At 64.7% G+C, this 25610-nt stretch carries 23 protein-coding genes; 11 read left to right on the top strand and 12 right to left on the bottom strand.

Annotation, left to right across the window (positions count from 1 at the left end):
• Positions 1 to 139: 139 nt before the first annotated feature.
• Positions 140 to 1078: a LysR family transcriptional regulator gene (locus tag VGH41_RS06275; protein ID WP_331596485.1), complete on the bottom strand. Its 939-nt coding sequence runs from the start codon at positions 1076 to 1078 to the stop codon at positions 140 to 142.
• A gap of 296 nt (positions 1079 to 1374) precedes the next feature.
• Between VGH41_RS06275 and VGH41_RS06280 the strand changes: the two genes are divergently transcribed.
• Positions 1375 to 2433, top strand: coding sequence for an aldo/keto reductase (locus VGH41_RS06280; protein ID WP_331596486.1), 1059 nt, complete (start codon positions 1375 to 1377; stop codon positions 2431 to 2433).
• Between the two features lie 112 nt (positions 2434 to 2545).
• On the opposite strand, the gene VGH41_RS06285 is transcribed toward VGH41_RS06280, so the two are convergent.
• From VGH41_RS06285 to VGH41_RS06330, 10 genes are all read right to left on the bottom strand, one after another.
• The gene (locus tag VGH41_RS06285) at positions 2546 to 3718 is read right to left on the bottom strand and encodes a porin (protein WP_331596487.1); all 1173 of its coding nucleotides are present in this window, start codon (positions 3716 to 3718) and stop codon (positions 2546 to 2548) included.
• A gap of 486 nt (positions 3719 to 4204) precedes the next feature.
• Positions 4205 to 5230, bottom strand: a complete 1026-nt coding sequence (locus VGH41_RS06290; RefSeq protein WP_331596488.1) for a substrate-binding domain-containing protein — start codon at positions 5228 to 5230, stop codon at positions 4205 to 4207.
• 209 nt (positions 5231 to 5439) lie between these two features.
• Positions 5440 to 6384, bottom strand: coding sequence for a ribose ABC transporter substrate-binding protein RbsB (gene rbsB / locus VGH41_RS06295; protein ID WP_331596489.1), 945 nt, complete (start codon positions 6382 to 6384; stop codon positions 5440 to 5442).
• Positions 6385 to 6534: 150 nt separating this feature from the next.
• Positions 6535 to 7488, bottom strand: a complete 954-nt coding sequence (locus VGH41_RS06300; RefSeq protein ID WP_331596490.1) for an ABC transporter permease — start codon at positions 7486 to 7488, stop codon at positions 6535 to 6537.
• 102 nt (positions 7489 to 7590) lie between these two features.
• Complete coding sequence (locus tag VGH41_RS06305; RefSeq protein ID WP_331596491.1) at positions 7591 to 9087, bottom strand: sugar ABC transporter ATP-binding protein; 1497 nt, start codon at positions 9085 to 9087, stop codon at positions 7591 to 7593.
• A gap of 10 nt (positions 9088 to 9097) precedes the next feature.
• Positions 9098 to 9496 (bottom strand): D-ribose pyranase, encoded by a 399-nt coding sequence (rbsD, locus tag VGH41_RS06310; protein WP_331596492.1) that lies wholly within the window; start codon positions 9494 to 9496, stop codon positions 9098 to 9100.
• Positions 9493 to 10383 (bottom strand): ribokinase, encoded by an 891-nt coding sequence (gene rbsK / locus VGH41_RS06315; protein WP_331596493.1) that lies wholly within the window; start codon positions 10381 to 10383, stop codon positions 9493 to 9495. The genes rbsD and rbsK overlap by 4 nt, the downstream gene beginning before the upstream one ends.
• A 221-nt stretch (positions 10384 to 10604) precedes the next feature.
• The gene (locus tag VGH41_RS06320) at positions 10605 to 11378 is read right to left on the bottom strand and encodes a glycosyltransferase family 2 protein (protein WP_331596494.1); all 774 of its coding nucleotides are present in this window, start codon (positions 11376 to 11378) and stop codon (positions 10605 to 10607) included.
• Between the two features lie 147 nt (positions 11379 to 11525).
• Positions 11526 to 12242, bottom strand: a complete 717-nt coding sequence (fabG, locus tag VGH41_RS06325) for a 3-oxoacyl-ACP reductase FabG (RefSeq protein WP_331596495.1) — start codon at positions 12240 to 12242, stop codon at positions 11526 to 11528.
• Positions 12243 to 12319: 77 nt separating this feature from the next.
• Positions 12320 to 12580 carry a phosphopantetheine-binding protein gene (locus tag VGH41_RS06330; RefSeq protein WP_331596496.1) on the bottom strand — a complete coding sequence of 87 codons (261 nt, stop codon included), beginning with the start codon at positions 12578 to 12580 and terminating at the stop codon, positions 12320 to 12322.
• A gap of 688 nt (positions 12581 to 13268) precedes the next feature.
• Between VGH41_RS06330 and VGH41_RS06335 the strand changes: the two genes are divergently transcribed.
• From VGH41_RS06335 to VGH41_RS06380, 10 genes are all read left to right on the top strand, one after another.
• On the top strand, positions 13269 to 13931 hold the full coding sequence (locus VGH41_RS06335) for a hypothetical protein (protein WP_331596497.1): 663 nt from the start codon (positions 13269 to 13271) through the stop codon (positions 13929 to 13931).
• A 4-nt stretch (positions 13932 to 13935) separates the two neighbouring features.
• Positions 13936 to 15684 (top strand): AMP-binding protein, encoded by a 1749-nt coding sequence (locus VGH41_RS06340; RefSeq protein ID WP_331596498.1) that lies wholly within the window; start codon positions 13936 to 13938, stop codon positions 15682 to 15684.
• Positions 15681 to 16700 carry an acyl-CoA synthetase gene (locus tag VGH41_RS06345; protein ID WP_331596499.1) on the top strand — a complete coding sequence of 340 codons (1020 nt, stop codon included), beginning with the start codon at positions 15681 to 15683 and terminating at the stop codon, positions 16698 to 16700. Before VGH41_RS06340 ends, VGH41_RS06345 begins: the two co-directional genes overlap by 4 nt.
• Before the next feature lie 3 nt (positions 16701 to 16703).
• Entirely contained in the window at positions 16704 to 17342 is a 639-nt protein-coding gene (locus VGH41_RS06350) for an outer membrane lipoprotein carrier protein LolA (protein WP_331596500.1), read from the top strand.
• Complete coding sequence (locus tag VGH41_RS06355; RefSeq protein WP_331596501.1) at positions 17342 to 19891, top strand: MMPL family transporter; 2550 nt, start codon at positions 17342 to 17344, stop codon at positions 19889 to 19891. The genes VGH41_RS06350 and VGH41_RS06355 overlap by 1 nt, the downstream gene beginning before the upstream one ends.
• Entirely contained in the window at positions 19888 to 20751 is an 864-nt protein-coding gene (locus VGH41_RS06360) for a polysaccharide deacetylase family protein (protein ID WP_331596502.1), read from the top strand. Before VGH41_RS06355 ends, VGH41_RS06360 begins: the two co-directional genes overlap by 4 nt.
• Before the next feature lie 108 nt (positions 20752 to 20859).
• Complete coding sequence (locus VGH41_RS06365) at positions 20860 to 22128, top strand: beta-ketoacyl-[acyl-carrier-protein] synthase family protein (protein ID WP_331596503.1); 1269 nt, start codon at positions 20860 to 20862, stop codon at positions 22126 to 22128.
• Positions 22125 to 22946, top strand: coding sequence for a beta-ketoacyl synthase chain length factor (locus VGH41_RS06370; protein ID WP_331596504.1), 822 nt, complete (start codon positions 22125 to 22127; stop codon positions 22944 to 22946). The genes VGH41_RS06365 and VGH41_RS06370 overlap by 4 nt, the downstream gene beginning before the upstream one ends.
• Complete coding sequence (locus VGH41_RS06375) at positions 22943 to 23500, top strand: hotdog family protein (protein ID WP_331596505.1); 558 nt, start codon at positions 22943 to 22945, stop codon at positions 23498 to 23500. Before VGH41_RS06370 ends, VGH41_RS06375 begins: the two co-directional genes overlap by 4 nt.
• 11 nt (positions 23501 to 23511) lie before the next feature.
• Positions 23512 to 23763: a hypothetical protein gene (locus VGH41_RS06380; RefSeq protein ID WP_331596506.1), complete on the top strand. Its 252-nt coding sequence runs from the start codon at positions 23512 to 23514 to the stop codon at positions 23761 to 23763.
• Positions 23764 to 24185: 422 nt separating this feature from the next.
• On the opposite strand, the gene VGH41_RS06385 is transcribed toward VGH41_RS06380, so the two are convergent.
• Entirely contained in the window at positions 24186 to 25217 is a 1032-nt protein-coding gene (locus VGH41_RS06385; RefSeq protein ID WP_331596507.1) for an aldo/keto reductase, read from the bottom strand.
• Positions 25218 to 25610: the final 393 nt, after the last annotated feature.

The raw sequence follows: 25610 nt of genomic DNA on the forward strand, positions 1-25610 counted from the left end.
TGTACCCACTAGCCCGGCCGCGATTCTTGCATAAAACAGCGAGATGTTCTTGCGAACCGGCAATCACCCTGCGCGCGTCGTTCCCGCCGGGTTCCGGCGGGAAACTTCAGACGTTTAAAGAGCGGCGCGGGCAGCCTCTTCAGCCCGCCTCTTCGGTGGCCGCCTCAGTTGCCATTTCAGGCAATTGCAGCAGGTCCAGAAAGGCCCGCGCGACCGGCGTAAGCGGCTCCCCTTGCCTGCCCTTGAAGACGGCAGCCAGTTCCCAGCAAGGTTCGTCGGCCGCGTGCAGCGTCGCGATGGCCACCGGCGCGCCGCGCGTATCGCGCGCGCGGGCGGCGGCGACCGACTCGGGCACCAGCGTGATCGCGAGACCCTGCGCGGCGAGGTCGAGCAGCATGGGCATGTCGTTGACCTCGAAACCGGTGCGCCGCTGCAGTCCGGCAGCGGCAAAGCTTTGATCGATCAGTCGGCGCACGCTCCAGTCGGGGCGCAGATCGGCAAACGTCTCGTTGACGAGGTCGGCGAGCCGCAGGTCGCCGGCACCCGCCAGCGGATGCTGCGCCCCGCACACCACCACCATCCCTTCGCAGGCGAACATGCGCGAGCCAAGATCGTCGGGCGCGGGCATGACCGGCTGCGTGAAGGCGATGTCGATGCGCCCGTCGCGCACCTCGTCGATCAACGCGCGCGAGCCGTCGAGCGTCAGTTCGATATCGATACCGCCGAACGCCGCCCGAAACGTGCCGAGCGACGCCGGCAGGTCGATGAACGGCGCAAGCCCATGGATCGCACCGATGCTCAGGCGCCCGCGCGCCAGTCCGTGAACCTGCGTGACGGCGTTGCGCGCGTCGCGCGCTGCGGCGAGCACATTGCGCGCCTCTTCGAACAGCACCTCGCCGGCGGGCGTCAGCGCGACCCGGCGTGTGCTGCGGATGAACAGCGGGCCGCCGAGATCCTCCTCGAGCGCTCGAATCGAGGCCGACAAGCCCGACTGGACGAGGTTCAGGCGTCGCGAGGCGCGCGTGAAATGGCGCTCTTCGGCGACCGCCACGAAATGTTCAAGCTGCTTCAGGTCCAACGGCTTCTCCTGCTTCGGCATTGCGTTACGACACGGTTTGGGTTTGACTACGGGATTAAGCAGAAATATCGCTTAATGCAAGCATATATTTCTGTTGGAATGATTAGTGTATCTCCGATATCGTCGCGGGGTTGGGCTTGCGTGCAAAGGCGGGTGCAGCGCACACCGCGAGGCAAGCTCGAAACATCACGAAATCCCCCAGACAGGCACGGCGTGTGCACAGCCAACGTGGCAAGCCCTGGCCGTGCGGCGGCACTGTCCCGTCCTGAGTCACATTCAACGGAGATCGCTTCATCATGGAATATCGTCAACTCGGCCGTTCGGGCCTCAAGGTGTCGACCATCACGCTCGGCACCATGACAATGGGCGGCAAGGGCAAGTTCGCAAGCGTCGGCGAAGTGGGGCTGGACGACGCGCGCCGGCAGATCGACATGTGCATCGACGCGGGCGTCAACCTGATCGATACAGCCGACGTGTATTCGAACGGCGCGTCGGAGGAGATCGTCGGCGAGGCACTCGGCGGCAAGCGCAAGGGTGGCGTGCTGATCGCCACCAAGGCGCGTTTTCCGATGGGCGACGGCCCCAATGATCGCGGGGCGTCGCGGCATCATCTGATCGCGGCGTGCGAGGCGAGCCTCAGGCGCCTGAAGACCGACGTGATCGATCTGTATCAGATCCACGAATGGGATGGCCTGACGCCGCTCGAAGAAACCCTCGAGGCGCTGGATCAGCTGGTACGACACGGCAAGGTGCGCTATGTGGGTTGCTCGAACTATTCGGGCTGGCATCTGATGAAGGCGCTCGCCATCAGCGAACGCGACCGCCTGCCGCGTTTTGTCAGCCAGCAGATTCACTACACCCTCGAAGCGCGCGAGGCGGAATACGAACTCGCGCCGATCGCGCTCGATCAGGGCCTCGGCATACTGGTGTGGAGTCCGCTGGCGGGCGGTCTGCTGTCGGGCAAGCATCGCCGCAATGCGACGCCGGAAGGCACACGCCAACTCGCCGGCTGGACCGAGCCGCCGATTCGCGATGAAGAACGGCTATGGTCGATCGTCGACGTGCTGGTCGAGATCGCTGCGCAGCACAAGGTCTCGGCGGCGCAGGTCGCGCTCGCATGGACGCTCGGACGCCCCGCGGTCGCGTCCGTGATCATCGGCGGGCGCAACGAGACACAGCTGCGCGATAACCTCGGCGCAGCCAATCTCACGCTGACGGCCGAACAGCGCGCGCGGCTCGACAAGGTCAGCGCACCGCCGCTGCTCTATCCGTACTGGCATCAGGTGCAAACCGCAAGCGACCGCCTCGGCGCCGCCGATCTGTCGCTGCTGGCTGCGCACATGAAAAAGGCCTGAAAGGCGCACAGGCCGCTTGCGTCAAGCAAGGCAAAACGGGTCGTCAGCGCAACGCCGACGACCCTGTTTTACACCGCCCTGCTCCCGCTCACCGCTCCCCGTGAATCCGACCTCAGAACTTGTGCCGCAGGCCGAGGCTGACCAGTTCTTGCGTATTCGTGCCGGGGTAGCCGTACGAGCCCACCGAGGCCTGCGCCCCCACCACCGCCGTGCCGTCCGCGTTAAGCGTTTCGCCGATCGCGTGTTGCCATGCGCCGACCAGATACACGTCCGTACGCTTCGACAGGCTGTAGTCCGCGCCCAGTGAAACCTGGTGGTAGTTCGCGCTCGCCTGGCCGCTCGAATGCGTGTAGCTGTAGCCGGCGCCGAGCAACAAGGCTGGGCTGAGCTGATAGTTCAGGAAGCCCTGCCCCGTATTGAATATTTCGGTCGAGGCGAAGGCCGACTGGCCGTCTGCCCGGTATTGCGAATTGCTGTAGCCGGCGCCGAACGTGAACGGTCCGAGCACATATTGCGCCGCCACCCGGGCAATATTGATCGACTTCGCGGTCTGCAAACCGAGGTTGATCAATGAGCCATCGAACGTGCCGTCCGAGGTGCCGCTCCAGGTGGTACGCACGAGGCCGGTCACGGTCGGATTGTCCGCCACGAAGTAACCCGCAGCGACCGAGAACGGCCCGGTGTTATAAGACGCCGCCGCCGACCAGGTTTGCCCTGAACCGGTGGCCCCCGCGACGCCGCCGAACGCATACATGCCTTCGACCTGGACGCCGTAGAAAACCGGTGATACGTATTTGATCGCGTTGCTGGTCCGCGAACTGTTGTCGTAGTTGTCCACGTCGCCAGCGGTGGCGAAAGTGCTGCCGAAGTAATTATCGGCGGTGATGCCCTGCACCATGTCCACCAGTGGATCGTACTGACGGCCCAGCGTAAAAGTACCGTACTGATCGGCGGTCAACCCGACGTAGGCCTGACGGCCGAACAGGCGGCTACCCTGCCCGAGCTGTCCGTTCGCCGGATTAAAGCCGTTTTCCAACTGGAAGATCGCCTTCAGTCCGCCGCCCAGGTCTTCCTGGCCTTTCAAGCCCCAGCGACTTCCGGAGAGATCGCCGCCGCTGTTATTGCCGATCGACCAGAGATTCTGGCCGGCTGCCCCGTTGGCGTTATGAACGAATGTGATCGAGGTATCGATGGTGCCGTATAGCGTGACACTGCTTTGAGCATGCGCTGCACCGGCTATACCGAGCAGCGCCAGCGAGAGGCTGGAGAGAGCAATTCTTTTCATCATTTCTCCGTGAAGGTGAAAGATTCAGTTATTGCGAAAAGGACAATAACGCTACGAATCCATCCGGGACACAGAAAAATGCACGTTGTTGTGAAAAGTTAACACTCTCTTAAGCCTTGTCACGTATGCCCAGGCTTTGAGCCGCCCTGATTATTGCGCAATGGGAAATAAGTAATTGCCGGGATAGATAGTATTTATGCATCATTTATCTATCAGACGAAAGCACCGGTACGCCTGTCACAGCGGGATCCAGCGGAGAAAGCCCGGAGCACCATTCTTGCAATGCGCCTTCAGTTCGAACCGGATAATATACTGAAAGCAATTTTCATTCTAGGAACTGGGCTCGTATTCGGGTGGGCATCATCCAGAACGCCTCCCGACTCGAACCCTTTTATTATTGCGACGGATTATTCGTACGATATTTAAAACAATATAGGGACGATTACACCGGCGCATTAATTATTTTTATACCGGTTCGCTACCCAATTACACCGGACCGGTATGCGAACGCCGGTAATGAATCTGCGCCGGCACCTGTAGCGAGTCAGGATGCGGCTCGCCTTCGAGGAGCGCGAATACGCAGCGCAGACTATGTTCCGCGAGTTGCCGGCTGTCCTGCACGATCGCATCGATGGACAGCGGCAGACAGTCGAGCAGCTGGTGATCGTCGAAGGTCATCAGCCGGCCGGGCGCCTGCGCCAGTTTGTGCGCCTCGTTCATGAACGACAGCACGCCTTCGAGCAAGGTGATCGAGCCGGCGAACAGCGCCTGCGGATAGCGTTGGTGCGTGTTGAACCAGGCCTGCATCAGCGCATGGCCCGATTCGCGCTGAAAGTCGCGCTGATAGACCCAGCCTTTTTTCTCAGTCACGCCGTGCCTCGCGAGCGCGAGGCGATAGCCGGCCAGACGGTCGCGGCTCGCGGACAGTTCAGGCTGGCCGCCGAAATACACCACTTCGCGCGCGCCCTGCTCGATCGCGTCGCCCACCAGCGTCGCAACGGTTTCGCTCGCGTCGGTCACGACATACGGAATCTCGCTGTCTTCGACGCGGCGATCGGCGAACACCAACGGCAAGCGCTTCACCCATTTCTCGTAGCGCTTCGCGTCCGCGGTGCACGGCACAACCACCACGCCATCCACCTGATGCGACACGAGATGCGCAATCCCTTCGGTCTCGCGCACCGGATCTTCGTCGCTCGTCACGACGACGATCTGAGAGCCGTACCTGGCGCGGCATTGCCATTCCAACGCCTGCGCGAGCGCGGCGTGGGTGGAGTTGGTGAGATCGGGAATCACGAGGCCAATCGTGTTGCTGCGGCGCGAGCGCAGCGCGCGTGCCGATTGCGACGGCGTGAAGTGATGGTCTTTCGCGACCTTCAGCACGCGCTCGACGGTCGCCGCGGAGATCCGATAGCGCGCTGCATAGCCGTTGAGCACCATGCTCGCGGTGGTGCGCGAAACGTTCGCCAGACGGGCGATGTCGTCGATAGTCAGACGCTCGAACTGGGACACGCGGGTTTCCTGGAGGCAAGTTGTCGACGCCTTCGATCACGAAGACTTTGCATCGGCGCAGCGACGCCATTGCATGGGCAACGGGCCATGAGCCAGAAAAACGATGAGGGGGACACGCCGCCACGCCGGTTGATACCGGGTGGCGGCAGGCACTGCGTCGACGTTGATATCAGTGCCAGATGGTACTACGTGCGCGGCGCGCTGAAAACTTACTGCTTGTAGAGGTTCAGCGGCACCGGGATGAACTTGTCCACGGCCTGGCCGTCCACCAGTTTCTTCGCCGTCTGCACGCCGTACTGGCCGATCAGTTCCGGCTGCTGCTGCACCGTGGCGGCCATCGTGCCGGCCTTGACGGCGGCAATCGCATCGTCGGTGGCGTCAAAGCCCACCACGGCCACGTTCTTCAGGCCCGCGGCCTGCAGCGCCTTGACGGCGCCCAGCGCCATTTCGTCGTTCTGTGCGAATACGGCCTGGATGTCCTTGTTGCTCTGGATGATGTTTTCCATCACGGACAGACCCTTCGCGCGATCGAAGTCAGCCGGCTGCTTCGTCGAAATCTTCAGGCCGCCCTTGGCCTCGACTTCCGTGTCGAAACCCGCACCGCGTTCGTTCGCCGCGGACGAACCCGGAATGCCCTGCAGCTCCACCACGTTGCCCTTGCCGCCCAGCTTGTCGAACATGAAGTCCGCCGCCATCTTGCCGCCGGCCTTGTTGTCCGAGGCAATGTGCGAGCTGACTTCGGCGCCGTTCACGCTGCGGTCGAGCGAGATCACCTTGATGCCCTTGTCGGTGGCTTCCTTGACGACGTTTGCGACTGCCGACGAATCCGTCGGGTTGATCATGATCACGTTGACCTTTTTCTGGATCAGATCTTCCACGCTGGCCTGCTGTCTGGCCGGATCGTTTTGCGCGTCGACGGTGATCAGCGTCACGCCTTCCTTCTTCGCTTCATCTTCCGCGCCCTTGCGCAGCGAGACGAAGAACGGATTGTTCAAGGTCGAGATCGACAGCCCCACTGTCACTGTGCCGCCCGCCGCCGGTGCGGATGCGTCGCTTGCGCCTGCGGCGGCGCTCGTGTCGGGACCCTGCTTCGAGCATGCGGCAATGCCGACTACCAGCAAGGCGGCCACCAGCGGCGAAATGATCTTTTTCATTGTCTTCCTCCAGATTTCTGTGTGTAGAGTGTGTTGTGCATCGTTAGTCGTACTACGCGGCTTGCGCCGCTTCCTGGTTAATAAAATCTTCAGAGCGCGCTGCGCACGCGGCGCGTTCGAACCGCGCGCGTGAGCACCGCAGGTATGGGCTTATTTCTTGTTGCCGCGGTCGATCAACACCGCCAGCAGGATCACACCGCCCTTGATGACCTGCTGATAGAACGACGACACGTCGAGCAGGTTCAGGCCGTTGTTGAGCACGCCGATCAGCAAGGCGCCCACCAGCGTGCCGAAGATCCAGCCGCGCCCGCCCGTGAGGCTGGTACCGCCCAGCACGACCGCCGCGATCGCGTCCAGCTCGTAGCCGGTGCCCGCTGTCGGCTGTGCGGAATTCAGGCGCGAGGTCAGCACGACGCCGGCAATCGCCGCCATCACGCCGGAGAGGGTGTAGACCCACAGCTGGATGCGATCGACCTTCACGCCCGAGAGCTTCGCGGATTCGGCATTGCCGCCCGTCGCATACACGTGCCGGCCGAACACCGATTTTTTCAGCACGAACCAGAAGATCGCGAACATGATCAGCATCAGCACGACCGGAATCGGCACGAGGCGCGCCACGTAGCCGCCGCCGAGCATCGAGAAGAAGTCGCTGTTGAAACTGCTGATCGGGCTGCCGTTCGAGACGACGAGCGCAAGGCCGCGCAGCACCGTCATCGAGCCGAGCGTGGCGATAAACGGCGCGACCTTGCCCTTGCTGATCACAAGGCCGTTGAAAAGGCCCATCACGCCGCCGGCGACGATGCCCGCCAGCGTCGCCAGCACGGCCGACGTGCCGCTTTGCATCAGGCTGGCGATGATCACCGACGACAGCGCGAGCACCGAGCCCGCCGACAGGTCGATGCCGCCCAGCAGAATCACCAGCGTCATGCCGAACGCGATCAGTGCATTGATCGACGCCTGGCGCATCACGTTGAGCAGATTGTCCAGCGTGAGGAAGCTCGGGCTGATGATGGAAAGCCCGACTGCCACGATCAGCAGCGCGATAAACGGCCCGAGCTTTTGCAGCGTGGCCTTGGTACTGGGTGTCATGGTGAGTGTTGCCATCTCGGTTCTCGCTCGTGTCTCGCTCGGTTCTTGAGGGCGGCCCGCGCCGCCTTGGTTCAGATCTCGGATCAGGTGAACAGGTGCTGTCTGTACCGCCGTGGCTTACGCGGCAATTGCCGCTTTACCGCCGGTGGCCGCGGTCATGATCAGTTCCTGGGTTGCGCCGGCTGCGTCGAAAATGCCGTTCTGCCTGCCCTGATGCATGACGAGGATGCGGTCGCTCATGGCCAGCACTTCCGGCAGTTCGGACGACACCATCACAATCGCCACGCCTTGCGCTGCGAGCTGGTTGATGATGGTGTAGATCTCGGCCTTGCCGCCCACGTCGACGCCGCGGGTCGGCTCATCCAGCAGCAGTACCTTGGGCGGCTCCGCGAGCCACTTGGCGAACACGACTTTTTGCTGGTTGCCGCCGGACAGCGACTTCACGTCCAGTTCCGCGTCGCGCGTGCGGATCCGCAATTGCTTGATCAGATCGGCGACGGCGTTGCGTTCGGCCGTATCATTGACGATGCCAAAGCGCGCATAGCGATCCAGATGGACCAGCGTGGCGTTTTCACGCACCGACATGCCGAGCACGAGGCCCTGGCTCTTGCGGTCTTCGGTGACGAAACCGATGCCCGCGGCAATCGCGCCGGAGGCATCGCGCACCTCGAGCGAGCGGCCGTCCAGCGCAACCGAACCCGCTGTCTTGCGGTTCAGCCCGAACAGCGTGCGCAGGATTTCGCTGCGCCCCGCGCCCATCAATCCGGCCACGCCGAGCACTTCGCCCGCGCGCACCTCGAAGGAAATGCCGGAGACGTTGCCGTCGTCCGCGAGTCCCGCGACCTTGAAACGCACCTCGCCCGGGGTATGCGCGCGTTTCGGAAAACGCTCGCCCAGATCGCGGCCCACCATCAGGCGCACCACTTCGTCGAAGCTGGTTTCTTTCACGGCGCGCTCGCCGACGAACTTGCCATCGCGCAAGACGCTGACCTTGTCGCAGATGCGGAAAATCTCTTCCATGCGATGCGAGACATACACCAGCGCGACGCCGCGCGCTTTCAGCGCGAGCATGATGTCGAACAGCGTTTCGATCTCGCGATGCGTGAGCGCCGCAGTCGGCTCGTCCATTACCAGCACGCGCGCGTCGAGCGAAAGCGCCTTGGCGATTTCCACCAGCTGCTGCTGACCGATCGACAACTGCCCTGCTTCGGTGGCCGGATCGATGCCTTGCGCGCCGACCATGTCGAGCCACTTGCGGGCCTGCTTGCGCATGGCGGCGCTGTCGACCACACCGAAGCGGCTCGGCTCACGGCCGAGGAACATGTTCTCCATCACCGACAACTGCGCAATCAGGTTCAATTCCTGATGGATGATGGCGATGCCGGCGCGCTCGGCCTCGACGGTGTCGCGGATCTGCGCGGGCTTGCCGTCGATCAGGATGTCGCCTGCGTCGGCCTGGTAGACCCCGGAGAGGATCTTCATCAGCGTCGATTTGCCGGCGCCGTTCTCGCCCATCAGCGCGTGAATTTCACCTGCGCCAATCCTGAATTCGACGCCGTCGAGCACGCGCACAGGACCGAACGCCTTGTCGATGCCTCGCATGATCACTTGCATGAGGTGCCTCTCAGAAGATGACGCCTGAATGGAGGATCACATTCGCGTACGGGCTGCATTCGCCGGTGCGAATCACGGCCTTCGCTTGCTGGCACAGGCGCTTGAAGGTGTCGTGGGGGACTTCGTCAAGCGCCACGCCGGCCGCTTTCATCTGTGCGATGCGCGCGGCCACGGCGGCGTTTTGCGTCAGGCCTTCGCTCGCAAACACGGCGCGCTCCACCTTGAAGTCAGCCAGTACGCTGTCGAGCACGTCGAAGAAACCCGGCACGCCGAGCGTCAGGGAGACGTCGATGCATTCGACGCCATCGGGAACCGGCAGGCCGCAATCGGCGATGACGACACTGTCGGTGTGGCCCATGCCGGCCAGCACGCGCGCGATGTCGCGATTCAGGTGTCCGAGTTTTTTCACGATTGAGCCTGCAAAAACTGTTCGAGTTCGACGAGCGTGGGCATGCCGCCCTGCGCCCCCGCGCGGGTCACCGACAAGGCGCCGGCCGCATTGGCGCGCCGCACGGCTTCCCCGATGCCCAGATGCCAGAACGCGGCCAAGGCGCCGTTGAAGGTATCGCCGGCACCCGTGGTATCCACCGCGTCGACGCTGAAACCGGCCTGATGCACGAGCGCGCCGTCCGCAGCGGTGTAGTACGCGCCGTCCTTCCCGTGCGTCATGGCGATCCGGCCCGGCATGCGCCTGAGCACGTCGGCCCAGTCCGAGCCGGCGGTGTGCAGCGCGGTGGCGAGTTCATGTTCGTTGGGGGTGAGCAGCGTGGCGAGCGCGACCAGCTCATCCGACAGCGCGACGGCCGGCGCCGGGTTCAGGAAGAACGGCTTGCCATGCGTTTTGGCGAGCTTCGCCGCGTGCAGCACGGTGGCGAGCGGCACTTCCAGCTGCGCGAGGACCACGTCGGCGTGGCGAATCGCTTGTTCCGCGCGGTCGATATCCGCCGCCGACAGTTCGTGATTGGCGCCCGGCACGACGACGATGGCGTTATCGCCGCCGGACAGCGTGATCGATGCAATGCCGGTGGCTTCGCGTCCGGTCGAGACCCAGCGCGTGTCGACGCCTTCGCGCCCGAGTGTGGCTTTCAACTGGTCGCCGAAGCCATCCGCGCCGACGCAGCCGATCATCGTGACCTGCGCGCCGAGGCGCGCCGCGGCGACGGCCTGGTTGGCGCCCTTGCCGCCCGGATAGGTGGCAAAGCGCGTTCCGAACAGCGTCTCGCCCAATCGCGGAAACGTACTGGTTGCGACCACCAGGTCCATGTTGATGCTGCCCACCACTACAACGCGCGCCATACCGCTCCTCTGACTGCTGCCCCTGCGGCTGCTTGTAATCCAGCTGAAGGGTCAATATTTGCCGTGCTAAAACGTAATCAGCTTGGGAACGGATTTATACCAGAGCCGTTCGCGCGACGGAAGACATACCAGGGTATTACCCGATATGGCGCGTGTTGGCTTCAAACCGAAAGTTTTGGACGCGGCCGATTGCGCCGGATTGCGTTGCCCGGTTGGGTCGCTCAGTGGCGCCGCTGTTCGAGACGTTGCGAGAGCAACGAGGGCAAGCGGACCAGAAAGCCGAAGAAGAGCCGCAGATGCATCGACGACAACAGCAGGTTGTCGCGCAGGTAATTGAAGTGCGAGACCCCGCCTTCATCGGCACGGAAATAGCGCACGGGTGCTTCGATGTTGACCGGGCGTACGCCGGCCCAGCACAGACGCACCGCTGCTTCGGGATCGAAATCGAAGCGGCGCATCCACGTATGGCGGCGCATCACCTCGCGCAGCGGTTCGACCGGATAGACACGAAAGCCGTACAGCGAATCGCCGATGCCGGACCACAAGGTCTCCAGATGCGCGAGACCATTCGACATGCGCCGCCAGTAGACGCGCAGCAGCGGCGCGTTCGCGTCGAACTTCGGCATGCCGAGCACCATCGCGCCGGGACGTGCCAGCGAAGCCTGCATGAACGTGTCGATCAGCCAGGCCGGATGCTGGCCGTCGGAGTCCATTGTCAGGACGTGTGTGAAGCCGAGCGCCGCGGCCTCGTCGAGCCCGGCGAGCACGGCCGCGCCCTTGCCCTGGTTATGCGGCAGCACGATTATGCGCAGGCCGGAGTCGGCTGCGGCCATCGCCTGCAGACGCTCAGTGCTGCCATCCGTGCTGCCGTCGACCACGACCCACACCGGGTTCCAGTTGTCGCGCGCGCTGCGCACGGTTTCATCAACTTTTACGCCGGGGTTGTAGCTCGGAATCAGAACCAGATGGGTCGACGAGGGACGGGTTTGGGGCATGGAAAACTGCGAGTTGAACACGATTTTTCTGTGGTGTTGCCGGGCCTGCACGCTTATCGAAAGCGCAGGACGTGCCCTCAGCGCCCACTTCACTGCGGCACGAGCTGCCCGCCGCCAGGTTCGCGAAGCCGGGCCGGACTTGCGGCCCTACGACATGCCGCCGTTGATCGACAGCACCTGTCCCGTCACATAAGCGCCCGCGTCGGATACGAGGTACGCCACCATGGCCGCCACTTCCTCCGGCTGGCCGGCACGCTGCGCGGGGACGATCTGTTTGATCCGCTCGGGCGGAAACGCCTGCCCGGCCATCGGCGATTCGATCACGCCGGGCGCCACCGCATTCACGGTGATGCCGCGCGACGCCAGTTCGAGCGAGAGCGACTTCGTGGCACCAATCAGCCCCGCCTTGGCGGCCGCATAGTTCACCTGGCCGCGATTGCCCATCACGCCCGCCACCGACGCCATGTTGATGATGCGTCCCCAGCGGGTGCGGATCATCGGCATCAAAAGCGGCTGTGTCACGTTGAAAAAGCCGTTCAGCGACACGTCGATCACGCGGCGCCATTGCTCTCGCGTCATGCCGGGCATGGGCGCGTCGTCGTGGATGCCGGCGTTGTTGACGAGAATCTGCACCGGCGCGCTTTCCAGCAAGCCTTCGAGCGCGGCCTGGGTGGCATCCGGGTCGGTTACATCGAACGCGATCGCATGCGCGAGGCCGCCCGCCGCGACGATGCTTTGCGCCGTGACCTCAGCCTGCTCGAGGCTCCGGTTGGCGTGCACCCACACTTCGTGGCCGGCTAGCGCGAGCGCCTTGCAAATGGCCTGCCCCAACGCGCCGCTCCCGCCTGTCACCAGCGCTCGCATTGATCCTCCATTACCTTTCGCTTTCAGTGTCCGCCCACGCGCCGTCAGGCGGGATGCCGCGCATTCGAATGCGCGCCCTAACGCACCCGATGCTGCGCGACATAAGCGGCCAGCGAGCCGATGCTGGCAAAGATTTTCTGGTTGTCCGGATTGTCCGAACGCAGTTCGAAGCCGTATTTCTTCGAGATCAGCAGCGCGATTTCGAGAATGTCGATGGAGTCCAGACCCAGCCCCTCTCCGTAGAGCGGGGTGTCGGCCGACAGCGTCTCGACCTGCGCGTCTTCGAGATTCAGTTCGCGCACGATCAGCGCGGCGAGCTCTTCTTCAAGTTTATTCATTGCTATATACGCCGGGATCATTGCCAGTGGATTGAGGTGCAAGGCAGCCACGAAGCTGAACGGGGCGGGCCAGCTTCCAGCAACCTGGGACGGCGCCTGGCGCGGCCTTCACCCCGTCTGACCGGCAATCGGCCCGCATTATTCAAGATTGTAAGTCTGGGGGCGATTCTAGACGAAGCCGTCCCGCCCCGTATACCGCGAAAGGGTTACACGACGTTTTGCGGTGGCGCGCGGCCGCGCCAGGGAGCGAAAGGGCAGCACTTGGCCTGACGCCAGGCACGGGACAGTAAGCTAGAATTGCGCCCACCGCGCGGGACGTGCGGGACACACAAAGAGTTACAAAACCGGTGGCGAACCCAAGGCGCTCCGGTGGGTCTTTTATCGAGGTTCCCTCCGGGAACGAAAAATGCGTGACGCTGGTATCGCCGCACCTGCGCCGCGCCAATCATGTGATGAAAGAACCAGACGGGCCGCACCGGTAGAGAGAGGCGGCGCCGCGCAGAACCGGCTTATAAATAACCCCAGATATGCAGCGTAATGTATTTTTTTCTGTCGAATCGGCTAAGGCGCGCCTGAGCCTCGGCCAGCCTCGCGAGCCGCGTCGCGGCATGGCGGCACACGCAGTGCGCGTTTGCGCTTCGTCCATGATGACACCCGCCCTGCCCGTCAGCTCATGCGGGAGCGAAGCATGACCTCGCCCGGGCAGATCGCGCGTGGCGCCGGCTCGGTGGCCGTCATCGTGGCCTGCCAGGTCGGCACGCATTACGCGGCCAGCACGCCGGGCGAACAGGGCCTCGGTCTGATGCTGGTGGTCGCGCCGCTACTCGCCATTGCACTTGCCGCCGCCGCACGCACACAGCACCGCGTCTGGCTGCTGCCGTTATGGGCGTTGGCGTGTCTGGGCCTCTGGTGGCTGCGCGCGCCGCTCGTGCGTCACTTCGCATGGGGCGCCTATTTCGAACACCTGAGCTTTGTGCTCGCCATGGCCTTCGTATTCGGCCGCACGCTGTCGGCGGGGCAAGAGCCGTTGTGCTCGCAGTTCGCCGCCGTGGTCCACGGCTCGCTCGCGCCGGCAATTGCACGCTACACGCGCCAGATCACTGTGGCGTGGACAGTATTCTTCCTGATGATCGCCGGCATCTCGACGCTGCTCTTCGCCGTGTCGTCGGTCGTTGTGTGGTCAACCTTCGCCAACTATATGACGCTGCCCCTCGTCGCCGTGATGTTCGTCGGTGAACATGCGTGGCGTCGCGTCGCGCTGCCCGACGTGGAGCGCCCAAGCCTGCTGGCGGTCGCGCGCGCGTACCGGCATACCATGCACGGCCGGGTCCACGGCGATGGCCTTTACTGACGCTATGCCAAGCTTTCCTCTGCTGTTCCATACCTCGCCCGATCAGACGGTCGCCTGGCGCGACGGTAGACCGGTTTCCGTGCGCGAATTTCTCGCGGACGTTACGCGGGTCGCCCAGGCGTTGCCCTCTGGAGAACACGTGTTCAACATGTGCACGGACCGCTACCGTTTTGCGGTAGGCCTGTGCGCCACGCTCGTGGCCCGCAAGACCAGCTTGCTGCCGTCGGCGCACACTCCCGCGGCGGTGCGGCAGCTCGCGGCGTTCGCGCCGGACACCTTCTGCCTGCACGACAGCGCCGGGTGCAACGTCGATCTGCCGCGCTTTCGTTTTCCCGAGCCGGACAGCGCCGACACGCCGGCAAACACGCAGGACATCGCCGTCCCGCAGATCGACGCATCGCAAGTGATGGCGTATCTGTTCACGTCAGGCTCGACGGGCGTGCCGGTGCCGCATCGCAAGAAGTGGGGGTTTCTGGTCAAGTGCCTGCGCACGTCCGCTGAGCGTCTCGGCCTGCTGGAAATGGGCAACTGCACGCTGGTCGGCACCGTGCCGCCGCAGCATATGTACGGCTTCGAGACCACGGTGCTGCTGGCCTTGATCGGCGGCTTCGCGTTCAGCAACCGCCAGCCGTTCTACCCCGGGGACGTCGCCAGCGAACTCGCCGCCGTGCCGCAGCCGCGCGTGCTCATCACGTCGCCAGTTCACCTGCGTGCCTTGATGTTGTCGGATCTGACCTTTGCGCCGGTGGCGCTGGCGTTGTCGGCAACCGCGCCGCTCGCGCAGGATCTCGCGAGCAAGAGCGAGGCACGGCTCGGCGCGCCTTTGCTGGAGATTTACGGCAGCACGGAAACCGGCCAGATCGCCACTCGCCGGACGGCGCGCAGCGCGGCCTGGCACCTCTATCCGGACGTGCGTCTCGAGACGCGGCATGGGCAAAGCGATGCAAGCGACGATGAAGACGCTGAGGCCATCTGGGTATCCGGCGGTCACGTCGAACAACCCGTGCCGCTCGGCGACGCGCTCGAACTCATCGACGACAGCCATTTTCTGCTGCATGGGCGCAAGGCGGACCTGATCAACATCGCGGGCAAGCGCACCTCGCTGGGGTACCTGAACCATCTGTTGACGGAGATAACGGGCGTGGTCGACGGCGTTTTTTTCATGCCCGACGAAACCACCACCGGTCACACCCACGCGCGTGGCGAACCCGTCACCCGGCTGATGGCGTTCGTGGTCGCGCCGACGCTCGATGCCCGAGCCTTGCAAGCCGCGCTGCGCGAACGCATCGACGCTGCGTTCATGCCGCGCCCGCTGGTGTTCGTCGAGTCGTTGCCGCGCAATGCCACCGGCAAGTTGCCGCGCGACGTGTTGACGGCGCTGGTGGCGCGACACGCGCGGCGGCCAAAACTCGCAAGCGCCGCCCTCACCTTCACGATCCCGCACGATCACGCGGCGCTGCCCGGCCACTTCCCGGGCCAGCCGATCGTGCCCGGCGTCGTACTGCTCGATCACGCCCTCAGCGCGATCGGCGCGGCGCTGAACCGTTCATTCGACACCTGGCGCCTGAGCTCCGCCAAATTTCCGAGCCCCGCGCGGCCCGGCGAGCCGCTCGCGCTCAGCTACGAGCCGAGCCCGGGCGGCACGATCCGCTTCAAGGTAAGCGCGGCTGAACGCGTGGTGGCAAGCGGCGTGCTGGCCGCACCCACGCAGCCTGAGCAGCCTGCCGAATCCGCAGAGATGGTGCTCACATGAAGCGGCCGGCCTGGACCCAACGCCGGGAGCGCAGCAATCTTCCGCTGATGCGCCTTTCGAGCTGGCTTTCGCTACGCCTTGGCCGGCGCTTGAGCCGCGTCGTGCTGATGCCGTTCGCCGTCTACTTCCTGGTGTGCTCGCCGGCCGCCCGGCAGGCCTCGCGTGACTACCTGACACGCGCGCTCGGCCGTCCCGCGGGCTGGCTCGATGCGTTGCGGCATCTGGTGACGTTCGGCACGACCATCCACGACCGGATCTATCTGCTCAACGACCGCTTCGATCTGTTCGACCTGCAACTGCACGGCCAGCAACTGGTTGGCGACACGCTTGCCGAAGGTCGCGGCGCGTTTCTGATCGGCGCGCATCTGGGCAGCTTCGAAGTGATCCGCACGATCGGCCGCAAGCGACCCGACATGCGGGTCGCGGTCACGATGTACGAGGACAACGCGCGTCGCATCAACGCGATTCTCGCTTCGATCAATCCAGCGGCGAAGCAGGATGTGATTGCTCTCGGTCAGATCGATTCGATGCTGAAGGTGCGCGAGTATCTGGACGGCGGCAGCATGATCGGCATCCTCGCTGACCGTACCTTGCTGGGCGACGCGCGCGATTCGACGCGCCAGGTGGATTTCCTCGGCACGCCCGCCGCGTTTCCGCTGGGACCGTTGCATATGGCAGCGATGCTCAGGCGTCCGGTGATCTTCATGACCGGGCTGTATCGCGGCGGCAACCGCTACGAGATCCATTTCGAGAAGCTGGCCGATTTTTCGCATGTCGGGCGCGGCGAGCGCGCTGCCGAAGTACAGGCCGCCCTCGCCCGTTACGTCGCGCTGCTCGAAAAGCATTGCCGCGCCGCACCGTACAACTGGTTCAACTTTTTCGACTTCTGGCACACCGAGCACGCTGAACCAGCCACGCATGCTGCAGCGGCGCCCCGTCCTGACAGGCCGGCCGCCATGCCTGCGGCTGTCGCCGTGCATGCCACCGCCGATCTGACCACCACCAGGAACACCTGACGCATGACTGCAGCACGCCTGATGCCCCGAGTCCGTTGTTCGTTAAAGGCGTTCGCGCTGGCCACCACGTTCGCCGCGCTCACCTTGAGCGGCGTATGTGCCGCGGCCCAGCCGGCCAGCGCCACTGCTTCGGGCTGGACGCTCGACCGGCTGATGAACACCCTCGGCCAGAAGAAATCCGGCCATGCGAGCTTTGTCGAAACCAAGTACCTGTCGATCGCGGCGCAGCCGGTGACCTCAGCGGGCATACTGGTATTCACCGCGCCCGATCACCTGGAAAAGCGCACGGACACGCCGAAACCCGAAGACCTGGTGGTCGACGGCGACAAGCTGACGGTCTCCCGCAACGGCCACACGTTCACCATGGCGCTCACGCAGTATCCGGAGCTGTCCGCGTTCATCGAAAGCATTCGCGCAACCCTCGCCGGCAATCGTTTCGCGCTCGAACAGGTTTACCAGGTGGCGGTCACCGGCCAGGGCGACGACTGGACGCTCACGCTGACGCCGCTCGATTCGCGCATGCGCAAGAGCATCAGCACGATCACGCTGACCGGCACGCGCGAGTTGCTGCATACAGTCGCCATCCAGCAGGCCGACGGCGACCATTCGCTGATGCGCCTGCAAAACGACACGGCTAACTGATGTCCGGAATCACGCCGCAAGCCACGCCCGACGGCACGCCACCGCCCGGCCAGGGCACCTCTGGCAAGCCGCTACGGCAAGCCGCGGTCCTGCTGTGGATCGTCTTTCTGCTGGCCTGCGCGGTGGTGATCAGCCGGACCAGTTTCACCGCGGACCTGTCGGCTTTCCTGCCGCGCTCGCCGAGCGAAGGACAGCGCGTGCTGGTCGACCAGTTGCGCGACGGTCTGGTGTCGCGGCTGATCCTGGTCGGTATCGAAGGCGGCGACGCGCAGCAGCGGGCGGCGTTGTCGCGGCGCACGGCGGCCACCTTGCGGGGCGATCCACAGTTCGCGTCGGTGAATAATGGCGAGCCGGTCAGCGAGGAGCGCGATCAGCGCTTTATCTTCGAGCATCGCTATCTGCTCAGTCCTGCTGTCACGCCGCAGCGCTTCTCCGCCGGCGGACTGCATCAGGCGCTGGGCGATAGCCTGGATTTGCTGGGGTCGTCAGCCGGTTTGTTTGCCAAGGCGTTATTGCCGCGCGATCCGACCGGCGAAGTGACTGCGCTGGTGAACCGGCTCGACAGCGGCGCGCAGCCCGCCTCGCAGGATGGCGTGTGGGCCTCGCGCGATGGCCGGCGTGCCGTGCTGGTCGTGCAGACCGCGGGCGCCGGCTCCGATACCGACGCGCAGGCCCGCGCCATCGCCAGCGTGCGCAGCGCCTTCGAGGCTGCCACCCGTGGGATGCCGAACGCGGCGTCGTATCACCTGCTGATGACCGGTCCGGGTGTGTTCTCCGTCGAGACGCGCGACAACATCAAGCATGACGTCGCGCGCCTTTCGGTAGTCAGCCTCGTGCTGATCATCGCGCTGCTGCTGATGGTCTACCGCTCGCCGCTCACGCTCGTGCTGGGCCTCCTGCCGGTGCTGTCGGGCGTGGCCGCAGGGCTTGCGTCGGTCAGTCTTGCATTCGGTACCGTGCATGGCTTGACGCTCGGTTTCGGCACGACGCTGATCGGCGAAGCGGTGGATTACTCGATCTATCTGTTCGTGCAATCGTCGCAGGTGCGCGGCGCATCCGCGGCACAAAACGAAGCGGCCTTGCGTGGCTGGATCGCCGCCTACTGGCCGACCATCCGGCTCGGCGTGCTGACGTCGGTATGCGGCTTCGCGTCGATGCTCTTCTCCGGCTTTCCGGGTCTCGTGCAACTCGGGCTCTATTCGATCGCGGGCCTCGCCACGGCGGCGCTCGTCACGCGCTATGTACTGCCGCATCTGCGTGGCGCGCGCTTTGCGATCCGCGACGTCTCGAAGCTGGGCGCGGCGCTCGCACGCTTCACCGCCGCTGCCCCGCGTTTGCGCGGCGCACTGATCGTCTTGCTGGCGGTGTCGGTGGCGGTGCTCGGATTTCATCGCGAGCACCTCTGGAGTCACGAACTGGCAGCGCTCAGTCCGGTGTCCAGAGCAAGCCAGGCGCTCGACGAGAGCCTGCGCGCCGATGTCGGCGCACCCGACGTGCGCTATCTGGTGGTGATCTCCGGAGCGAGCCAGGAGGCCGTGCTCGAAGGCGCTGAAAAGGTCTCCGCGCACTTGCAGCCTTTGGTGGACGCGGGCGTGCTGGCCGGCTACGAAAGCCCGGCGTTGTATCTGCCAAGCGTGGCCGCGCAGCGCGCCCGCCTCGCCAGCTTGCCGGACGCCGGCGAGCTGACGGCACGCATGCGCGCGGCGGTGGCCGGGCAGAGCATCAGCGTAAAGCCGGAGATCTTCGCACCGTTTATCGCGGATGTGCAGGCCGCTCGCCAGCAAGCACTGCTGCAACGCGCCGATCTGCGTGGCACCTCGATGGCGCTCGCGGTCGATGCGCTGCTCACCCAACGCGACGGCCGCTGGAGCGCGATGCTGTCGTTGCGGGCGCCGCCATCCGGCGCGCGACACGCCGCAGACAACGCCTCACAAGGTGCAGCCGCCGACCAACCCAGCCTCGACGCCGACAAGATCCGCGCCGCGGTCGCCAGCGCCCAGGTACCCGACGCGCTCTTCGTCGACATGAAGGCCGAGGCCGATCGTCTCTACGTCAACTATGTGCGCGAAGACATCCACCTGTCGCTCGCCGGTCTGGGCGCGATCGTCGTGCTGCTGCTGATTGCGCTGCGTTCGCCGCAGCGTGTCGTGCGCACGCTCGCACCGCTGCTTGCCGCCGTGCTGGTGGTCAGCGCCGGTCTCGCGCTGGCGGGCGAGCAACTGACCATCCTGCATCTGATCGGCATGCTGCTGATCGTCGCGGTCGGCTCCAACTACGCGCTGTTTTTCAACAAGCCGACGCACGCCGCCGGCTCCGCTCACGCAAGCATCGCGCCGCAAACACTGGTCTCGCTGCTGATCGCCAACCTCGCAACGGTGGCCGGCTTCGGGCTGCTCGCGTTAGCGCGTGTGCCCCTGCTGAAGGCGTTTGGCTTGACGGTCGGCCCGGGCGCGATCCTCGCCTTGCTGTTTTCCGCGATCCTCGCGCCCGCCATCACGCGGGTTAAAACGCCTGCTAGCGCGGAGCTGCCCAATGGAGAACGGGTATGACCGCGCCGCTGCCGCGCCCGCTCACGACACGCTTTGCCGCGCCCGGCTCGGCCCGGCGCTGGAAACCTTCGCCTTTCATCACCGGCACGGCGGCCCTGCATGCCGCTGCCGCGGCGGGCGTCGTACTGCAGCCGGCCCTGTGGCCCTGGGCAGTGGGCAGCGTGATGGCCTCGCATCTGGCGGTGACCGCGGCCGGATTGTGGCCGCGTAGTGCCCTGCTCGGTCTGAACTGGACGGTGCTGCCGCCGAGCGCGGAAAAACAGATCGCGCTCACCATCGACGACGGCCCGAATCCCGAGGTCACGCCGCGCATGCTGGACCTGCTCGATCGCTACGACGCACGCGCAACCTTCTTCTGCATCGGCGAGGTGGCGCGGCGCTATCCGCACTGCGTCGAGGCGATCGTCGCGCGTGGCCATGCGGTGGAAAACCACAGCCAGCGGCATCGTCATAATTTTTCGTTGCTGGGCCCGGGTGCGTTGCAGCGCGAGATCGAAGCGGCACAGCGGACGCTGACCGACATCAGCGGCATGCGTCCGCTGTTTTTCCGTGCGCCGGCCGGCCTGCGCAATCCGTTCCTTGAACCGGTGTTGTGCCGGCTCGGCCTGCATCTGGCCAGCTGGACGCGGCGTGGCTTCGACACCCGCACACGCGATGCCGCCGTGATCTCGGCACGCCTGCTGCGCGGACTGGCGCCGGGCGACATCCTGCTGTTGCACGACGGCCATCCGGCGCTCGACGCCCGTAACCAGCCGGTCGTGCTGGACGTGTTACCGGCCGTGCTCGAAGCGGCGGCGGCCGCGCAATTGCGCTGCACGACCTTGCGCGCTGCGATTGCGCCGGATGCCGTAGCGAGGTGAAGCGTGCATGCTTTTTGCTACCATTAAAAAATATTGCGCAGCCACGCTGTCATTCGAACGACGGGCGACCGTCACGGAAGACAGGTTGAACCACAGGACCGAAACGTAGTGAAACCCATCCTGCTCACGCACTTTACTGCCACGAGTTGCGCCGGCCGCGGCCTCGACGCCACGCTCGCCGCGCTGCGCGGGCAACGCGGCGGCCTCGTGCCGTGCGGCTTCGGGCGCGCCACGCTGGATACATGGATCGGCGAGGTGGCAGGCGTCGACGATCAGCCGGTGCGCGCGGACCTGCACGACTTTGAATGCCGCAACAACCGGCTGGCGCAGCTCGGTCTCGTCCAGGACGGTTTTGCCGCAGCCGTGCAAGCCGCGCGGGAGCGCTACGGCGCGCAACGGGTCGGGGTGTTTCTCGGCACCAGCACGGCCGGCATTCTGGAAACGGAGCTTGCCTATCAGCAACGCGATCCGCAAAGCGGCGCCCTGCCCGCCGGCTTCCACTATGCAGAAACCCACAATCCGTATTCGGTCGCTGCGTTCGTGCGGGCGTATCTTGCGCTGCAAGGACCGGCGCTGGTGGTGTCGTCCGCCTGCTCGTCCGGCGCGAAGGTGTTCGGTTCGGCGCGCCGCATGCTGGAGGCGGGACTGATCGACGCCGCCGTGGTGGGCGGAGTGGATTCGTTGTGTCTCACCACGCTATATGGCTTCAACTCGCTCGAACTGCTGTCGCGCGAGCCGTGCAAGCCGTTCGACAGCGCCCGCAGCGGCATCTCGATCGGCGAAGCGGCGGCCTTTGCGCTGCTCGAGCGCGCGCCCGATGCAGCGCAAACGCCGGGCGATGCGATCCTGCTGCTGGGCATCGGCGAATCGAGCGACGCTTATCACATGTCGTCGCCGCATCCGGAAGGACTCGGCGCGCGTCTGGCGATCGAACAGGCGCTCGCGTCCGGCGGCGTCAGCGCAAGCGAAGTCGATTACATCAATCTGCACGGCACGGCGACGCCGAGCAACGACGCCGCCGAGAGTCTCGCGGTCAACGCGCTGTTCGACGGCACCCCGTGCAGTTCGACCAAAGGTGCGACCGGCCATACGCTAGGTGCGGCCGGCGCCCTGGAAGCCGTGATCGCGGCGCTCTCGTTGCGCGAACAGATGATGCCGGCGGGCATCAATACGACCCAGCCCGATGCGCAGTTGGGGCTCAACTATCTGCTGACGAGTCGCGAGGCCAGGTTGGGCGTGGTGCTCAGCAATTCATTCGGTTTCGGCGGTACCAATTGCAGTCTGCTGTTGGGGCGTGCCGATCGTACGAATCGCACGAGTCACGCCGGCCCTGCGAGCGACGCGCCTGAAGCAGGTCAAGGGAGTGCAGCGCGATGATCCGGCTGAGCGCTTACATCGAAAGCATCGGCTTGCTCGGCCCGGGCCTGAACGGCTGGGCCGAAGCACGTGAGGTCCTTGCCGGCCGCGCGCCGTACGTCGCCGCGCGCACGGTCATTCCCGCGCCGGCCAGCTTGCCGCCTGCCGAGCGGCGCCGCACCGGCGCGGGCGTCAAGCTCGCGCTTGCAGTCGGTCTGGAAGCCGCGGCAGCAAGCGGTCGCGCTGCCGCCACACTCGCCACCGTGTTTGCTGCATCGGGCGGCGACGGCCAGAACTGTCACGTGATTTGCGAGACGCTCGCGAGCGAAGAGCGGGAGCTTTCGCCGACGCGCTTTCATAACTCAGTGCATAACGCCCCGGCCGGCTATTGGAGCATCGCCACCCGTGCGATGGCGCCTTCCAACGTGTTGTGCGCGTATGACGGCAGCTTCGCGGCCGGTCTGCTGGAAAGCCTCTGCCAGGTCGCCGTGGACGGTGTGCCGACCCTCCTGCTCTGCTTCGATACCGACTATCCCGCGCCGATGCGCGACGTGCGCCCCATCCCCGACGCGTTCGGCGTGGCGATGGTGCTTGCGCCCGAGCCCGGCGTTCGCACGCTGGCGCGCATCGAGGCGCAGTTGAGCGGCGCGCCCGCCAGCGTGCTCGCGGCGGCGCAACTCGAACAGATGCGTGTCGACAACCCGGCCGCGCGTGCCTTGCCTCTGCTCGATGCGCTGGCCCGGCAACGTCCGGCGAGCGTCGTGCTCGATTATCTGCAGGATGTCCAGTTGCAGATCGATGTCACGATGCCCAACGGTGCAGGGGAGTCCGCGCCATGAATTCGAGCTTTCCCCTCGCCCCGCCGCTCGATCGCGGATGGATTGCGCAGCACATTCCGCATAGCGGCTCGATGTGCCTGCTCGACCAGGTCGCGGCGTGGGATGCCGAAAGCATCCACTGCACGGCGACCAGCCATCTCGATCCACACAATCCGCTGCGCGCGCACGGACGGCTCGCCGCGGTGTGCGGCGTCGAATACGCAGCGCAAGCAATGGCGGTGCATGGCGCGCTACTGGGCGCGCTCTCGGGCGCTGGGCATGATCGGCCGCGTGCCGGTTTTCTCGCCAGCGTGCGCGATGTCGAAGCGCACACCGCGAGCCTCGATACGGCAGAGGGTCCCCTGCTCGTGGAAGCCGAACGGCTAAGCGGCACCGGCAACACGATTCTTTACCGCTTTGCCTTGCGGTCTGGCGAACGGCTGCTGCTGACGGGCCGCGCCGCCGTCATGCTCGATGCAGCCGGTATGATGCAAACGGACCTTCCCGCAATGGACCGTCCTTCGATAGACGAACCCGCACCGCCGCACGTGCTGCAAGCCGCGGATCAATCATAGGATTCTGTGACATGAAGAAGCTCACCCTCGTGCTCGCTGCACTCTCGCTCGCCGCACTCAGTCCCATGGCGAACGCGGACATCAAGGAAGGCGCGCATCAGTTCAAGGCCGACGTGAAAACCGCCGGCAAGGAAACCGGTCATGCGTTCCGCAACGCCGGGCATGCGATCGCTCACGGCGCGAAGACGGCCGGTCATGCGGTGGCTGACACCACGCGCAACGGCTATCACGCAACGAAGCGCTGGGTGAAAGAAAAGACCTGAAGCTTACCGGCCACGCTCGCCGGCCTGGTTCGATAAGGCACGACGCTCAGAGGGTGGGATTTCCCCAGGTGTTGATGAACTCCAAACCCTTTCTTTTTGCTTTCAAATTTATTTCGTTTGAAGTTAAATGAGGTCTTCCATGATTTGCCCGGAGACCTTTATGTCGGACTTTATGCGAGGCGCAGTGACCTTGGGTGGCTGCATTGGCTTGTTCACGGTAGTCGTCACCGTGATCGAGATGCTCGGAGGCTGAGTGCCACCTCCGGCCTTGCATTCAGGAACCTGAGAGCTGGCACTCTCATGGGCCGCCGTCAGAGCGGCTTGCTAAATGGTGTGACGAGCGCCGCCCTCTGCGATGATGCATGAGGGCGGCATTCGCATTACGTTCCACTCGCCTCAAACTGCCAACCCGGGCGAAGCCATCACGCGGAGACCGGCGAGGGATTGCGCTCCGCAAACCCTTCCTGATGCCAATACGGGTACACCGGTCGCACGTCGCTCGCTGCGTCGAGCTTAGCGACCTGCTCCGCGGTGAGATTCCAGCCCACCGCACCGAGATTCTGGCGCAGCTGTTCCTCGTTACGCGCGCCGATCAGCACGGTCGACACGGTAGGACGTTGCAGCAGCCAGTTCAGTGCAATCTGCGGCACGCTCTTGCCGGTTTCGGCGGCAACCTCGTCGATCGCATCCAGCACGCGGAACAGATACTCCTCGGGCACCGGCGGCCCCATGTCGGCGGTCTTGTGCAAACGGCTCGTTTCCGGCAACGGCTGGCCGCGCTTGAGCTTGCCGGTCAGACGTCCCCAGCCGAGCGGGCTCCACACCACCGCGCCCACGCCCTGATCGACGCCGAGCGGCATCAACTCCCATTCGTAGTCGCGTCCCACCAGCGAGTAGTAGGTCTGATTGGCGACATAGCGCGGATAGCCGTAACGGTCCGCGACGTCCTGCGACTTCATCAGATGCCAGCCGGAGAAATTCGACACCCCCGTGTAGCGGATCTTGCCCGCGCGCACCAGATCGTCGAGTGTCGAGAGCACTTCGGCGACGGGTGTTTTAGCGTCGAAACCGTGTAGCTGGAACAGGTCGATGTAGTCGGTTTGCAGCCGTTTGAGCGACGCATCGACCGCCTGAATCAGATGAAAGCGCGACGAGCCGACACTGTTCGGGCCGTCGTCGAAACGAAAGGTGGCCTTGGTCGAAATGATCACCTGGTCGCGCTTGCCCTTGATGGCTTCGCCGAGCACCGCTTCCGACGAGCCACGCGAGTAGATGTCCGCGCTGTCGAACATGGTCACGCCTGCATCGAGGCAGATGTCGATCAGCCTGCGTGCTTCGGCCACATCGGTTGCACCCCACGCCTCGAAAAACTCGCCCTTGCCGCCGAACGTCCCTGTGCCGAAACTGAGAACCGGGACCTTGAACCCGGACGCACCCAAATGTCTGTATTCCATTGAAAATCCTCCAAAGGGTTGCCACCGACCAACGAACGATGAGTCTACCTTTGTCTGACGGATCGCGTCGGTGCAGCGGCAGGCCTGAAATGCAGGGGAAGCCGCCCACGGCGCCCCACCCTGCGGGCTTGCGGATCGATTGCATGACAATGCGAAACCGAGGCGCGCAACGCGACTCGGCGCAGGTTTGTGGCGCAGGTTTGTGGCGCGGGTTCGCGGCGCGGGTTCAGGGTGCGCCTTCAGGGTGGGGGTCGTTCACGGCTACACGAGCAGACTACGTTACTCGCAGCTCACCAGCGCGTGCAGTTCCTCGATATTGAACGGCTTGGCCAGGATGGCGACGCCGATATGCTTGGCGCGCTCCAGTTCGTCCGCATAGCCGGTCATGAGCGC

Source organism: Paraburkholderia sp. (genome assembly GCF_036488795.1).
In the GTDB taxonomy this organism is placed as follows: domain Bacteria; phylum Pseudomonadota; class Gammaproteobacteria; order Burkholderiales; family Burkholderiaceae; genus Paraburkholderia.